Here is a 14500-nt window from a genome sequence, read left to right as displayed (position 1 = left end):
GGGCGGTGTCATCAGGGAATTGCGGGGGCGGCGCCGGGGGCGTAGATCTGGGGCCATGAGCGATCGATCCCCGCCCGATATCGAGGCACTGGCCCAGGCCGCCCGCGACGCCCTGCCCGCCCCGATCCGGGCGGCGGCCGAAGGGGTGATCGTGCAGGTGGCCGACTGGCCGCCGGCCGAGTTCCTGCGTGAGCTGGACATCGCGGATCCGCTCGACCTGACCGGGCTCTACGACGGCATCCCGCTGACCGAAAAGAGCCTCTACGACCAGGTGATGAGCCCCGACATGATCTGGCTGTTCCGCGAGCCGATCCTGGCCGAATGGCGCGACCGGGGCGACGTGGACCTGGCCGACCTCGTGGCCCATGTGCTGGTCCACGAATTCGCCCACCATTTCGGATGGTCCGACGAGGATATCGCCACGATCGACCGCTGGTGGGAATGAGGCGCGGGGCGGACACAATGATCGCCATGGGCTGTACGGGCGGGTTTGCCGCCCGATAGCTCCGAAGTGCCGCACCGACGCCCGCAAGGGCGCCGCAACGCCGGTGCGGCGGGGTGAACCCCGCCCTACGCGGTCAGCTGGGATCGCGCCAGCGGTTGACGATGGGATAGCGGCGGTCGAGCCAGAAGGCGCGCTTGGTCAGGCGGGCGCCGGGGGCCGATTGGAAGCGCTTGTATTCGCTGGTGTAGATCAGCCGCTCGACCTTTTGCGCCGCCTCGCGGTCAAAGCCCGCCGCGACGCAATCGGCGATCGACCCGTCCTGGTCGACCAGGATGTCGAGCATGGCATCAAGATCGGGATAATCCGGCAGGCTGTCGCTGTCCTTCTGGTCGGGGCGCAGCTCGGCCGAGGGCGGCTTGGTGATGATGCGCTCGGGGATCACGGCGCCCGACGGGCCCTTCATCCAGTCGCGGTGGTTGGCATTGCGCCAGCGGCAGGTTTCGAACACGCGGGTCTTGTAGAGGTCCTTGATCGGGTTGTAGCCCCCGGCCATGTCGCCGTAGATCGTGGCATAGCCCACCGCGACCTCGGACTTGTTGCCGGTGGTCAGCAGCATCTCGCCGAACTTGTTGGACATGGCCATCAGCAGCAGGCCGCGCAGGCGGGACTGGATGTTTTCCTCGGCCAGGCCCGGCTCCAGCCCGGCAAAGAGCGGCGCCAGCGTGGCGGTGATGGCATCGCGGCCCTGGGCAATCGGCACGTAATCGTAGTGGCAGCCAAGCGCCCTGGCGGCGGCCTCAGCGTCTTCGAGGCTGTCGGGCGAGGTATATTCCGAGGGCAGCATGACGCAGCGCACGTTGTCGGCGCCGAGCGCATCGGTGGCAATCGTCGCGACCAGCGCGGAATCGACGCCCCCGGACATGCCCAGCAGGACCTTGGAAAACCCGGATTTCGCGCAATAGTCGCGCAAGGATTCGACCATGACCCGGTAATCCTGTTCCCAGGCATCGGGATGCGAGACGATCGGCCCCCGGGCAATGCGCCAGCCGTCGTCGCCGCGTTCCAGGTCGACATGGGCGATTTCGGTGTCGAAGACTGGCATCTGGAAGGCCAGCGCGCCACCGGGGTTCAGGCCGAAGGACCCGCCGTCGAAGACCTGGTCGTCCTGGCCGCCGACCATGTTGAGATAGATCAGCGGCAGGCCGGTCTCAATCACCCGGGCGACCATCATGTTCAGCCGGGTTTCGAACTTGTCGCGGTGATAGGGCGAGCCGTTGGGCACGATGAGGAACTCGGCCCCGGTCTCGGCCAGGGTCTCGGGCACCTCGGCATGCCAGGCGTCTTCGCAGATCGGCGAGCCGACGCGGGTGTTGCCGACGGAATAGGGTCCGCCCAGCGGGCCGCTGTCGAAGATGCGCACCTCGTCGAAGACCTGGTTGTTGGGCAGGTCATGCTTGAGGATGGCCGTGACGATGTGCCCGCCGCGGCAGATGAGATAGGCGTTGTACAGCCCCGTGCCCTCGGTCCAGGGCGATCCGATGGCAAGCGTCGGGCCGTCGGCGCAGCACGCGGCCAGGTCCTTGACGGCCGCCATCGCCGCGGTGTGGAAGGCCGGTTTCATGACCAGGTCGCGGGCATTGTAGCCGGTGATGAACATCTCCGGCAGGGCAACCATGTCGGCGCCGGCCTGGCGGGCCTGGTCCCAGGCGTCATAGGCCTGGGCGGCATTGCCGGCGATATCGCCCACGACAGGGTTGAGCTGTGCCAGTGTCACGCGGAAACGGTCGGCCATGCGGTCAGGATCCCTTGGTGTTCTCTCCCGCTCCATAGCGGGATGCGCGGCGGGGTAAAAGGCGCAGCGGCGCAAAAGGCGTTGCCGTGACCGGTGCTCTCGCCTAGATTCCCGGCAGATGTCCCCGAGGGGTGGCAACAATGAAAGGCCTGACGATCCCGATGGTTAACCGCAGGACCGCATTCCTCCCGGCAGTTGCGATGTCGATGGCCCTGGGCATGGCGCCCGGGATGATCCCGGCGCAGGCCCTGGCCCAGGACGGCCAGGTGCAGACCAAGCAATATGACGACGGGGGGGTCTATGTGGGCACCTTCCAGGGCGGGTTGCAGCATGGCCAGGGCACCTACACCCTGCCCAACGGCTATGAATATACCGGCGACTGGGCCGAGGGCGAGATCCGCGGGCTGGGCGTGGCGCGGTTCCCCAACGGGTCGGTCTACGAGGGCGAATTTGCCAAGGGCAAGCCCAACGGCATCGGCAAGATCACCTTTTCCGACGGGGGCACCTACGAAGGCGAATGGGTCGACGGGGTGATCAACGGCCAGGGCATCGCGATCTATGCCAACGGGGTGCGCTACGAAGGCAGTTTCGTCAATGCCAAGCACCACGGCCGGGGCACGATGCAGAGCCCGGGGGGCTATGAATACAAGGGCGATTGGGTCGAGGGTCGCAAGGAAGGCGCGGGCGTGATCACCTATCCCGACGGGGCGGTCTATGAAGGCGACATCCTGGCCGGCAAGCGCGAGGGCCAGGGCACGCTGACGATGCCCGACGGGCTGATCTATGTCGGCAGCTGGAAGGACGGCCAGATCGACGGGACGGGCACGCTGACCCAGCCCAACGGCGATGTCTACGAGGGCCAGCTGGTCGGCGGACGGCGCGAGGGCGAAGGCAAGGTGACCTATGCCAATGGCGACATCTACGAAGGGGCGTTTTCCGACGACCGGCGCCACGGCCAGGGGACGTTCACCGGGGCGGACGGCTATGTCTATTCCGGGTCCTGGGTGGCCGGCCAGATCGAGGGCGAAGGCCAGGTGGCCTATCCCGACGGGTCGGTCTACGAGGGCCAGTTCAAGTCGGACCTGTCCGACGGCCGGGGCAAGATCACCTATCCCGACGGGTCGAGCTATGAGGGCGACTGGGTGGCCGGGGTGATCGAGGGCGAAGGCCGGGCGGTCTTTGCCAACGGCATCGTCTACGAAGGGGCGTTCAGCAATGCGCTGAACAATGGCCAGGGGGTGATGACCTATCCCGACGGCTATCGCTATGAAGGCAACTGGGTGGACGGGCTGCGCTCGGGCGAGGGCAAGGCGACCTATGCCGACGGGACGGTCTATACCGGAGGCTTCGAGGACGGCCAGCGCCACGGCCAGGGCGAGATCGTGATGCCGGACGGGTTCCGCTATGTCGGGGCCTGGAGCCGGGGCGAGATTTCCGGCCAGGGCACGGCGCATTATGCCAATGGCGATGTCTATGAAGGCGAGTTCCAGGCTGGCAAGCGCCAGGGCACCGGGACGATGACCTATGCCACGGGCCAGGAAGCCAGCGGCGAATGGGAGAACGGGGCGCTGTCGGACGGCAGCTGACAGGCCCTGACCTGACCCGGCGACCGCCTGGGCGGGGCTGGGTGTTAACCTGATTTCAAGGACAAATTTGCGCACGGGCGGGGGCCGGGCACGGGAGAGGTGCGTCCGGGGTTTTCGTGTGTTTGCGCCGGTGGGGTGTGGCGGTGTGGCAAGGGATGCCTGGGGAGGGCGCGCCCGGGCTGGATGGGGCGGTGTGCGTGGCCCGGACGGTGTGGGGTATTTGGGCCAAGAAGAAGACAGGGGCGTGGCGCTGAGGTGGTGAGCCGGGGGTGCGGCGGTTGGTGCGGGAGCCGGGGTTGAGAGCGGGGCGCCGGGGGAGTGGGCGTGGCGTGGTTTGGGAAGGGTTTGGTGGAGGTTGAGTCGGACTGACGGGGTTGTGAAGGTGGCGGGCTTGTCCGCGGGTGGGCCAGCGTGGAGGTGGCGCGCGTCTCGGCGGGGGCGGCAAGCAAGGGGGCCGAGCTGTTGGAACGGCGGACGGATGGCTTGCTGTGACGGATGGCTTGCTGTGGCGCCGGGGCGGCCGATGCTGCGCAGGGCAATGGACGTTGGGCGGGAAGGCCGGGCATTCCGAGGGCTGGCGGATATCGCGCAGGGCGACGGATGTTGCGCGGGGAGAGGGATGGTGCGCAGGACGGCGGCGGGGCGTGACGCTCGGTAGCGAACGGCGCGGGGGATGGCCGGGTGAGCGCGGGGTAGCCCTGCTCGGTGTGGCGTTGTGCGGGACGACGCGCCTTGTGCGGCAGGTGCGAGGACGCGGCGCGGGTTTAGAAGGAGGAACCGGCGTCGAGCTTGTTGATCAGGTGCTGCGCCTCGGCCAGGACGGTGGCACGCTTGTCTTCGGCCATGCGGTCCCAGGTGCGGTACATGTTGGCCATCCGGGGATTGCCGCGGAACCGCTCGCGGTGGCGGTCGAGGAAATGCCAGTAGAGCAGGTTGAACGGACAGGCCCCCTGCCCCGTCTTGCGGCTGACCGTATAGGCGCAGGCGCCGCAGTAATCCGACATGCGGTTGATATAAGCCCCGCTGGACACGTAGGGCTTGGACGCGATTACCCCGCCATCGGCAAACTGGCTCATGCCGATCGTGTTGGGCGCCTCGACCCATTCATGGGCATCGACATAGACGCCCAGGTACCATTCGTGGACCTGCTGCGGATCGGCGCCCACCAGCAGGGCAAAATTGCCGGTGATCATCAGGCGCTGGATGTGGTGGGCATAGGCCTCGTCGCGGGTCTGGGCCACGGCGCTGGCCAGGCAGCGCATGTCGGTCGGCCCGCCCCAGAAGGCATCGGGCAGCTTGCGCGTATGGCCAAGGTCGTTGCGGGTCACGTAATCGGGGCCTTCGCGGAAATAGATGCCCCGGACATATTCGCGCCAGCCGATGATCTGGCGGATGAAGCCTTCGACCGCGTTCAGCGGCGCATGGCCGTCGTGATAGGCCCGTTCGGCCGCCCGGCAGATTTCCATCGGCCCGAGCAGACCGGCATTGAGATAGGCCGAGAGCAGCGAGTGGTAGAGGAAGGGCTCGGCATCCAGCATGGCATCCTGGTAATCGCCGAAATCGGGCAGGCCGTGGGTAATGAAATGATCCAGCGCCGCCAGCGCCTGGTCCCGGGTCGTGGCATAGCGAAAACCGTCGAGCCGGCCGAAATGGTCGGGGAACCGGGCAGCCACCAGGTCGAGCACGGCGCGCGTGGTCTCGTCGGGGTCGAACCACAGGGGGCCTTCGTGGAAGAGCGTGCCGGGCGGGGGCTTGCGGTTTTCGCTGTCATAGTTCCAGGCCCCGCCGACCGGCGCGTCGCCCTCCATCAAGAGCCCGGTGGCGCGGCGCATCTCGCGGTAGAAATATTCCATGCGCAGCGCCTTGCGGCCCCGGGCCCAATCGTCGAACCGCTTGTGACTGGCCAGGAAACGGTCGTCTTCGAGCAGGGTGACCCCGGCCTTGCGCAGGGCGGTGATCAGGCGCCAGTCGCCCGGCTCGGTGGCCAGGCAGCTTGTCGCTCCGAAGGCATCGGCGCGCCGCGCAAGTTCCCCGGGGATCGTGCCGGTGCTGTCGGGATCGTCGTAGCAGGTATAGGCCACCTGCCAGCCGGCCGCGCGCAGGTCCTCGGCGAAATGGCGCATGGCGGCAAAGCAGAAGGCGATCTTCTTGGGGTGATGGCCCAGGTTGGCCGCCTCGCCGGCGACCTCGGCCATGACAACCAGGTCGGTCGCGGGATCGCCCGCGCGCAGGGCGGCGACATCACGGCCCAGCTGGTCGCCCAGCACGAGGATGGCCTTCACCACGGGATCTCCTTTCCCTGCCAGTCGAGGAAGGCACCGGTTTGCGCCGGGGTCAGCCCGGCGATGACGCCCAGCAGGTTGCCGGCCGCGGTCGCCGGCGGGACGGCCGGGTGGCGGCCGTGGTAATCGGCGGTGAAAGGCGTGGCCACCGTGCCCGGATGCAGGGCGACACAGGCGGCCTGGCGGTGGCTGCGGGCCAGTTCGATCGCGGCGGTCTGCACGACCTGGTTCACCGCCGCCTTGGCCGCGCGGTAGGACACCCAGCCGCCCAGCCGGTTGTCGCCGATGGACCCGACCCGGGCCGAGAGCACGGCGATGACCGACGGCCGCCGGCGTGGCAGCAGGCGGTGGGCCTCGCGCAGGACCAGCGCCGGGCCGATGGTATTGAGCGCGAACTGGTCGGCCATGGCCCGGGCCGAGATCGCCCGGATGGTCTTTTCCGGCCCGGCTCCGTCGATCGTCAGCGCGCCGGTGGCAACGATCACCAGGTCGAAGGGCGCCGCAAGGCCGGCCAGGTGGTCGGCGACGCTGGTCTCGCAGGTCATGTCCAGCCCGTCGCGCCGGCGCGACAGCCCGGTGACGGCCGTGCCCCGTTCGGACAGGGCGGCCGCCAGGGCCGCGCCGATGCCGCCGCTGTCGCCGATGATCAGTGCCGTGTCCGGTGCCTTGTTCATGAGCGGCTGAAATAGCGGCGGCGGGCATCCGTTCAAGGCCGTGCAATTGGGCCTTTCCTTTTGCCCCTGCCCCGGTCTAGGATGCGCGCCATGAAAACGACCACGCATATCCTTCTGCCGACCGCCGCCCAGGCGTCGTCGCTGCGTGGCCTGCTGCTGCTAATCCGCCTCTGAGCGTGCCATTCGGCGCGCCCGCTCAGAGGAGACATTGCGCGCGCCAAGTGAACGGCACCCCGGATTAGACATCGAAAGACACATGACATGACCCAGAGCATCGACAAAGATCGCGTGTTGATCTTCGACACGACCCTTCGCGACGGCGAACAGAGCCCCGGCGCGACCATGACCCACGCGGAAAAGCTGGAGATCGCCGGCCTCCTGGACGAGATGGGCGTCGACATCATCGAGGCCGGTTTCCCGATCGCCTCCGAAGGCGATTTCAACGCGGTATCCGAGATTGCCAGGAACGCCCAGAACTCGGTGATCTGCGGGCTGGCACGGGCCAATATCGGCGATATCGACCGCTGCTGGGAGGCCGTGCGCCACGCGAAACAGCCGCGCATCCACACGTTCATCGGGACGTCGCCGCTGCACCGGGCCATTCCGAACCTGACCATGGACGAGATGGCCGAGCGCATCCATGAAACGGTGACCCATGCGCGCAATCTCTGCGACAACGTGCAATGGTCGCCGATGGATGCCACCCGGACCGAATGGGATTACCTGGCCCGGGTCGTCGAGATTGCCATCAAGGCCGGGGCGAGCACGATCAACATCCCCGATACCGTGGGCTATACCGCGCCGGTCGAAAGCGCCGACCTGATCAAGCGGCTGATCGCCGAGGTGCCGGGCGCCGAGGACATCATCTTTGCCACCCATTGCCACAACGACCTTGGCATGGCGACGGCGAACTCGCTGGCCGCCGTGGCGGGCGGCGCGCGCCAGATCGAATGCACGATCAACGGCCTGGGCGAACGGGCCGGCAACACGGCGCTCGAAGAGGTGGTCATGGCGCTGAAGGTGCGCCACGACATCATGCCCTGGCATACCGGGGTGGATGCGACCAAGATCATGAACATCTCGCGCCGGGTGGCGACGGTGTCGGGCTTCCCGGTGCAGTTCAACAAGGCCATCGTCGGCAAGAACGCCTTTGCCCATGAGAGCGGCATCCACCAGGACGGCATGCTCAAGAACGCCGAGACCTTCGAGATCATGCGCCCCGAGGACGTGGGCCTGACGGAATCGAACCTTGTCATGGGCAAGCATTCCGGCCGCGCGGCGCTGCGCGACAAGCTCGGCCAGCTCGGCTACGAGGTCGGCGACAACCAGCTCAAGGACATCTTCGTGCGGTTCAAGGAATTGGCCGACCGCAAGAAGGAAGTCTATGACGAGGACCTCATCGCCCTGATGCGCGCCGGCGAGGATGCCGAGAACGACCGGCTGCAGATCGTGTCGATGAAGGTGGTCTGCGGCACCGGCGGCCCGGCCGAGGCAACCATCGAGATGGAAGTCGACGGCCGTGACATCACCGAGACCGAAACCGGCGACGGCCCGGTCGACGCGACCTTCAAGGCGATCCGCAAGATCCACCCGAACCAGGCCCATCTGCAGCTCTACCAGGTGCATGCCGTGACCGAAGGCACCGACGCCCAGGCCACCGTTTCGGTGCGCCTGGAAGAGGACGGCATGATCGCCACCGGCCAGTCGGCCAACACCGACACGGTGGTTGCCTCGGCCAAGGCCTATGTCAACGCGCTCAACCGCCTGCTGGTGCGCCGCGACAAGGCCGGCCCCGGCTCGGACACGCGCGAGATCTCCTACAAGGACGTCAGCTGATCCGGGCGAACCCAAAAGTTTTTGAAAACTTTTGGTAAATTTCTTCGAAGAAATTTACGGCGCGTGGCGGAGGTCGCGCGCCGTTTTCGTTGCGTGCTGCCCGTCGGCCGGGCAATGACGGCCTGACTTGACGGAACATGGCGGAAAGCCGCGAAGCCCCCCGGAATCGCCCCTTTCGCCTCAACAAGCCCGGGCATATAAGGCTGTGACCCCGCGGCCACAGAATCGCGAGGCACGCGGCAGCGCAGGACGGGACATCAACTTCATGGGCATTTTCGACGTATTCGGCGGACTCTTCACGGCGGACATGGCGATCGACCTCGGCACGGCCAACACGCTGGTCTATGTCAAGGGTCGGGGCGTTATCCTGAGCGAGCCATCGGTCGTGGCCTATCACGTCAAGGACGGGGTCAAGAAGGTCCTGGCCGTGGGCGAGGACGCCAAGCTGATGCTCGGCCGGACGCCCGGCTCGATCGAGGCCATCCGGCCGATGCGGGAAGGCGTGATTGCCGATTTCGACACCGCCGAGGAAATGATCAAGCATTTCATCCGCAAGGTTCACCGGCGGTCGACCTTTTCCAAGCCCAAGATCATCGTCTGCGTGCCCCACGGGGCGACGCCCGTGGAAAAACGGGCCATTCGCCAGTCGGTCCTGAGCGCCGGCGCCCGCCGGGCCGGGCTGATCGCCGAGCCCATCGCCGCGGCCATCGGGGCCGGCATGCCGATCACCGATCCCACCGGGTCGATGGTTGTCGACATCGGCGGGGGCACGACCGAAGTGGCCGTGCTGAGCCTGGGCGACATCGTCTATGCCCGCTCGGTCCGGGTCGGTGGCGACCGGATGGACGAGGCCATCATTTCCTACCTGCGCCGCCAGCAGAACCTGCTGGTCGGCGAATCGACGGCCGAGCGCATCAAGACCTCGATCGGCACCGCCCGCATGCCCGACGACGGGCGCGGCGCGTCGATGCAGATCCGCGGCCGCGACCTGCTGAACGGCGTGCCCAAGGAAATCGAGGTCAGCCAGGCCCAGGTGGCCGAGGCCCTGGCCGAACCGGTGCAGCAGATCTGCGAAGCGGTGATGACCGCGCTGGAAACCACGCCGCCCGACCTGGCCGCCGACATCGTCGACCGGGGCGTCATGCTGACCGGCGGCGGCGCCCTTCTGGGCGATCTCGACCTGGCCCTGCGCGAGCAGACCGGGCTGGCCGTGTCCATCGCTGACGAAAGCTTGAATTGCGTGGCCCTTGGCACGGGCAAGGCGCTGGAATACGAAAAACAGCTGCGTCACGCGATTGACTACGACAGCTGACCGGCGCACCCTGACCAGACCGGCTGGAAGCAAGACACCATGAAGGAGTCCGATGGCCCGGGACCGATCACAGCGTGAGGATTACTCGACCCCGCTGCGGCGCCTGCTGGTGGGGATCCTCGTCCTGTGCCTCGTCGCCATCTTCCTGGTCTGGCGCATCGACAGCCCGCGCGTGGAACGGTTCCGCGCCCAGGTGGTCGACCGGGTCGTGCCTTCGATGGATTGGGCGATGGCCCCGGTCACGGCGACGGTCAAGCTGTTCCGCGATTTCCAGAGCTACCGCGCGCTGACCGACCAGAACCGCGAGCTTCGCAGCGAATTGCGCCAGATGCAGGCCTGGAAGGAAGCGGCATTGCAGCTGGAGCAGGAAAACGCCCGGCTGCGCGATCTCAACAACGTGCGGCTCGACCCGCGGCTGACCTATGTGACCGGCGTTGTGATGGCCGACAGCGGGTCGCCCTTCCGGCAATCGGTGCTGGTCAATGTCGGCGCCCGCGACGGCATCGTCGATGGCTGGGCGGCGATGGATGGCATTGGCCTGGTCGGGCGGATCTCGGGCGTGGGCAAGAACACCTCGCGTGTCATCCTGCTGACCGATGCCTCCAGCTCGGTGCCGGCGGTGATCCAGCCCTCGCGCCAGGCCGCGCTGGTGACCGGTGACAATTCGGCCGCCCCGCTGGTCAGTTTCCTCGAAAGCCCCGAACTGGTGCGCCCGGGCGACCGGGTGATCAGCTCGGGCGATGGCGGGGTGTTCCCCGCCGGGCTGCTGATCGGCCAGGTGGCCGCCGACCCCCAGGGCCGGCTGCGGGTGCGGCTGGCCGCGGAATACGAGCGGCTGGAATTCCTGCGGGTGCTGCGCCACTACGGCATCGAGGCACCGGGCGATCCCGGTGACCTGGTGCAGCCGGCGATCACCTCGCTGGACGAACTGACCCGGCGGGCGGAGGACGGATGATGACCTCGTCCCGGACATGGCCCATGCGCGGGGCCTATGTCGCGCTGGCGCTGCTGGTCATCTTCGTTCACCTGCTGCCGCTGGACACCGTGCCGCGCAAATGGTCGCCGCCCGACGTGCTGCTGGCCTTCACCCTGGCCTGGGCCCTGCGCCGGCCCGATTACGTGCCCGCCCTGCTGGTTGCCGCGGTCTTCCTGCTGGCCGACCTGATGCTGCAACGCCCGCCCGGGCTTTACGCCGCGATGGTCGTGATGGGCTGCGATTTCCTCAAGAGCCGGTCCAACGGGCTGAGCGAGACCAGCTTCCTGGGCGAATGGACAACCGTGGCCATCGTGCTGGCGGCGATCCTGCTGCTCTACCGCATGGTGCTGGGCCTGGTGGTACTGCACGAAACCCCGATGACCCTGACCCTGTCGCGGCTGGCCCTGACCATCGCGATCTACCCGCTGGCCGTTGTCGTGTCGCAATCGGTCCTGCGGGTGCGCAAGCCCACCCCGGCCGATGCCAATGCCATGGGAGCCCGCACATGAGACGCAACCCAAGGGAACTGGCCGGGCTGCAGGCCCGGACCTCGCGCCGGGCCGTGTTGCTGGGCGGCGTGATGACGGCCTTTGCCGGCGGGCTGGCCCTGCGCATGCGTCACCTGCAGGTCGACCAGGCCGACCAGTTCCGCCTGCTGGCCGAGGAAAACCGCATCAACATCCGGCTGATCCCACCCGAACGGGGCGAGATCTTTGACCGCAACGGGGTGATCATCGCCAAGAACACGCCGTCCTATCGCATCGTCATCGTGCCCGAGGATGCCGGCGAGCTGGAAGACGTGGTCGGCCGGCTGACCCGGCTGGTCCATATTGCCGACGAAGACCTCGAAGACACCCTGGCCGCCGTCCACCGCTCGGCCCGCTCGGCGCCCTTCCTGCCGGTCACCCTGGCCGACCAGGTGACCTGGGACGACATCAGCCGGGTGGCGGTCAACGCCCCTGCCCTGCCGGGCATCACGCCCGAGGTCGGGCTGACCCGGGTCTATCCCCAGGGCGGGTCCTTTGCCCATGTGGTGGGCTATGTCGGGCCGGTCAGCGATTACGACCTGTCCAAGATGGAAGACCCCGACCAGCTGCTGCGCATCCCGCGGTTCCAGATCGGCAAGGTCGGGCTGGAAGCCCGCCAGGAAGAGCTGCTGCGCGGCAAGGCCGGGTCGAAACGCGTCGAGGTCAATGCCACCGGCCGGGTGATGCGCGAGCTGGACCGCCAGGACGGCCAGGCCGGGGCCGACATCCAGCTGACCATCGACAGCACGCTGCAATCCTACGTGCAGGCCCGGCTGGGCCGGGAAAGCGCCTCGGCTGTGGTCATCGATTGCGAGAGCGGCGACATCGTGTCCTGCGTCTCGGCCCCGACCTTTGATCCCAACCTCTTCGTGCGGGGCATCTCGGTGGCCGATTACCGGGCGCTGACCCAGGATGGCCACCGGCCGCTGGCCTCGAAATCGGTGCAGGGCATCTATCCGCCCGGCTCGACCTTCAAGATCATCACTGCCATGGCCGCCCTCGAAGAAGGCCTGGTCGGGCCCGATGACACGGTCTGGTGTCCCGGGCACCTCGAGGTCGGCGGGCGCCGTTTCCATTGCTGGAAACGCGGCGGGCATGGCCATGTGAACCTGGAAAACTCGCTGAAATACAGCTGTGACGTCTATTACTACGACCTGGCCCTGAAGGTCGGCATCGACAAGATCTCGGCCATGGCCCAGCGGTTCGGGCTGGGCGTGAAACACGATCTGCCGATGTCGGCCGTGGCCGAGGGGCTGACGCCCAACCGGGCATGGAAAGAGCGCGTCCACGGCCAGGACTGGCTGATCGGCGACACGGCCAACGCCTCGATCGGCCAGGGCTACATGCTGGCCTCGCCGCTGCAGCTGGCGGTGATGACCGCCCGCGTGGCTACCGGCCGGGCCGTCGATCCGCGGCTGATCAAGTCGGTCGACGGCATCGAACAGCCCTCGGGCGCGGGCGAGGACATGGGCATGAACGAAAACAACCTGCGCAAGATGCGCCGGGCCATGTTTGCCGTGTCCAACGACCGCAGGGGCACGGCCTGGCGGTCGCGCATCAACGACGAGGCCCTGCGCATGGCCGGCAAGACCGGCACCAGCCAGGTGCGCAACATCACGGCCGACGAACGCGCGCGGGGGGTGATCCGCAACGAGGACCTGCCCTGGGAACGGCGCGACCATGCGTTGTTCGTCTGTTTCGCGCCCTATACCACGCCGAAATATGCCGTGTCGGTCGTGGTCGAACATGGCGGCGGCGGGTCGGCCGTGGCCGCGCCCATCGCCCGGGACATCATGCTGCAGGCCCTGCACGGCGGCTTTCCCCCGCTCGAAGCCTATCCCGCCGCCGACCGGGACAAGGTCAAGGCCCAGCAGGAACGGCTGAGCCGCGAGTTGCAGCAGGCCGAGACCCTGCGGAGCGACCGCGCATGAGTTATCTCGAATATGCCGTCAAGTCGGTGCCTTCGGGCCCGCGCAAGCTGCTCTATCTCAACTGGCCGCTGCTGCTGCTGATCTGCACCGTGGCCGGGGCCGGGTTCCTGATGCTCTACTCGGTGGCCGGCGGGTCCTTCACGCCCTGGGCCGAGCCGCAGATGGAACGTTTTGCCCTGGGCTTTGCGCTGATGATCGCCGTGGCCCTGGTGCCGATCTGGTTCTGGCGCAACATGTCGGTCGTGGCCTATGTGCTGTCGGTCGTGCTGCTGATCTCGGTCGAATTCTTCGGGACTGTCGGCATGGGCGCACAGCGCTGGATCGACCTGGGGTTCATGCGCGTGCAGCCGTCCGAGCTGATGAAGATCACGCTGGTGATGCTGCTGGCGGCCTATTACGACTGGCTGCCCTCGAAACGCACGTCACATCCGTTCTTCGTGCTGATCCCGGTGATGATCATCCTGTTCCCGACCTTCCTGGTGCTGCACCAGCCCGACCTTGGCACGGCCATCCTGATGCTGGCCGCCGGCGGGGCGCTCATGTTCCTGGCCGGGGTGCACTGGCTCTACTTCGCCGTGGTGATCGGCGCGGGGGTGGGCCTTGTGATGGCCGTGTTCCAGAGCCGCGGGACCGACTGGCAATTGCTGAAGGATTACCAGTACCGGCGGATCGACACCTTTCTCGACCCGGCCTCCGACCCGCTGGGCGCGGGCTATCACATCACCCAGTCCAAGATCGCCCTGGGTTCGGGCGGGCTGACCGGGCGGGGGTTCATGCAGGGCACCCAGTCGCGGCTGAACTTCCTGCCCGAGAAACATACCGATTTCATCTTCACCACCCTGGCCGAGGAATTCGGCTTTGTCGGTGGGGTGTCGCTGCTGGTGATCTACGTGCTGATCATCGTGTTCTGCCTGGTCACGGCCCTGTCGGCCAAGGACCGGTACTCGGCCCTGCTGACCATGGGCATCGCGGTGACCTTCTTCCTGTTCTTCGCGGTCAACATGTCGATGGTCATGGGCCTGGCGCCCGTGGTCGGCGTGCCCCTGCCCATGGTCAGCTATGGCGGCACCGCGATGCTCGTTCTCCTCGGCGCTTTCGGCCTGGTCCAGAGCGCCCATATCCACAGGCCCCGATGACGA

At 67.2% G+C, this 14500-nt stretch carries 11 protein-coding genes; 8 read left to right on the top strand and 3 right to left on the bottom strand.

Annotated elements, in window-relative coordinates; genetic code table 11:
• The first annotated feature begins 55 nt into the window (after positions 1 to 55).
• A complete protein-coding gene (locus ACK3BB_RS06900) occupies positions 56 to 445 on the top strand; it encodes a metallopeptidase family protein (protein WP_428927983.1) in 390 nt (129 codons plus the stop codon).
• Positions 446 to 578: 133 nt separating this feature from the next.
• On the opposite strand, the gene ACK3BB_RS06895 is transcribed toward ACK3BB_RS06900, so the two are convergent.
• Positions 579 to 2237: an NAD+ synthase gene (locus ACK3BB_RS06895; RefSeq protein ID WP_428927982.1), complete on the bottom strand. Its 1659-nt coding sequence runs from the start codon at positions 2235 to 2237 to the stop codon at positions 579 to 581.
• A gap of 200 nt (positions 2238 to 2437) precedes the next feature.
• Between ACK3BB_RS06895 and ACK3BB_RS06890 the strand changes: the two genes are divergently transcribed.
• On the top strand, positions 2438 to 3823 hold the full coding sequence (locus ACK3BB_RS06890; RefSeq protein WP_428927981.1) for an MORN repeat-containing protein: 1386 nt from the start codon (positions 2438 to 2440) through the stop codon (positions 3821 to 3823).
• A 764-nt stretch (positions 3824 to 4587) separates the two neighbouring features.
• On the opposite strand, the gene ACK3BB_RS06885 is transcribed toward ACK3BB_RS06890, so the two are convergent.
• Together ACK3BB_RS06885 and ACK3BB_RS06880 are read right to left on the bottom strand one after the other, a co-directional pair.
• Positions 4588 to 6108, bottom strand: a complete 1521-nt coding sequence (locus ACK3BB_RS06885) for a cryptochrome/photolyase family protein (RefSeq protein ID WP_428927980.1) — start codon at positions 6106 to 6108, stop codon at positions 4588 to 4590.
• Positions 6102 to 6779, bottom strand: a complete 678-nt coding sequence (locus ACK3BB_RS06880) for an SDR family NAD(P)-dependent oxidoreductase (protein WP_428927979.1) — start codon at positions 6777 to 6779, stop codon at positions 6102 to 6104. Before ACK3BB_RS06880 ends, ACK3BB_RS06885 begins: the two co-directional genes overlap by 7 nt.
• A 261-nt stretch (positions 6780 to 7040) precedes the next feature.
• Here ACK3BB_RS06880 and ACK3BB_RS06875 point away from each other — a divergent pair, with 261 nt between their 5' ends.
• The 6 genes from ACK3BB_RS06875 (at position 7041) to rodA (ending at position 14497) form a co-directional block, all read left to right on the top strand.
• Positions 7041 to 8615: a 2-isopropylmalate synthase gene (locus tag ACK3BB_RS06875; protein ID WP_428927978.1), complete on the top strand. Its 1575-nt coding sequence runs from the start codon at positions 7041 to 7043 to the stop codon at positions 8613 to 8615.
• 265 nt (positions 8616 to 8880) lie between these two features.
• Positions 8881 to 9927 (top strand): rod shape-determining protein, encoded by a 1047-nt coding sequence (locus ACK3BB_RS06870; protein ID WP_428927977.1) that lies wholly within the window; start codon positions 8881 to 8883, stop codon positions 9925 to 9927.
• 52 nt (positions 9928 to 9979) lie between these two features.
• Positions 9980 to 10882, top strand: coding sequence for a rod shape-determining protein MreC (gene mreC / locus ACK3BB_RS06865; RefSeq protein ID WP_428927976.1), 903 nt, complete (start codon positions 9980 to 9982; stop codon positions 10880 to 10882).
• The gene (locus tag ACK3BB_RS06860; RefSeq protein WP_428927975.1) at positions 10882 to 11412 is read left to right on the top strand and encodes a rod shape-determining protein MreD; all 531 of its coding nucleotides are present in this window, start codon (positions 10882 to 10884) and stop codon (positions 11410 to 11412) included. The genes mreC and ACK3BB_RS06860 overlap by 1 nt, the downstream gene beginning before the upstream one ends.
• The gene (gene mrdA, locus ACK3BB_RS06855) at positions 11409 to 13361 is read left to right on the top strand and encodes a penicillin-binding protein 2 (RefSeq protein WP_428927974.1); all 1953 of its coding nucleotides are present in this window, start codon (positions 11409 to 11411) and stop codon (positions 13359 to 13361) included. Before ACK3BB_RS06860 ends, mrdA begins: the two co-directional genes overlap by 4 nt.
• Positions 13358 to 14497 carry a rod shape-determining protein RodA gene (gene rodA, locus ACK3BB_RS06850; protein ID WP_428927973.1) on the top strand — a complete coding sequence of 380 codons (1140 nt, stop codon included), beginning with the start codon at positions 13358 to 13360 and terminating at the stop codon, positions 14495 to 14497. The genes mrdA and rodA overlap by 4 nt, the downstream gene beginning before the upstream one ends.
• Positions 14498 to 14500: the final 3 nt, after the last annotated feature.

Origin of the sequence: Marinibacterium sp. SX1, from assembly GCF_050389775.1 — a bacterium.
Taxonomy (GTDB): domain Bacteria; phylum Pseudomonadota; class Alphaproteobacteria; order Rhodobacterales; family Rhodobacteraceae; genus Marinibacterium.
Note: the sequence above shows the minus strand (reverse complement) of the source record. Positions and strands in the feature narration are given on the sequence as shown.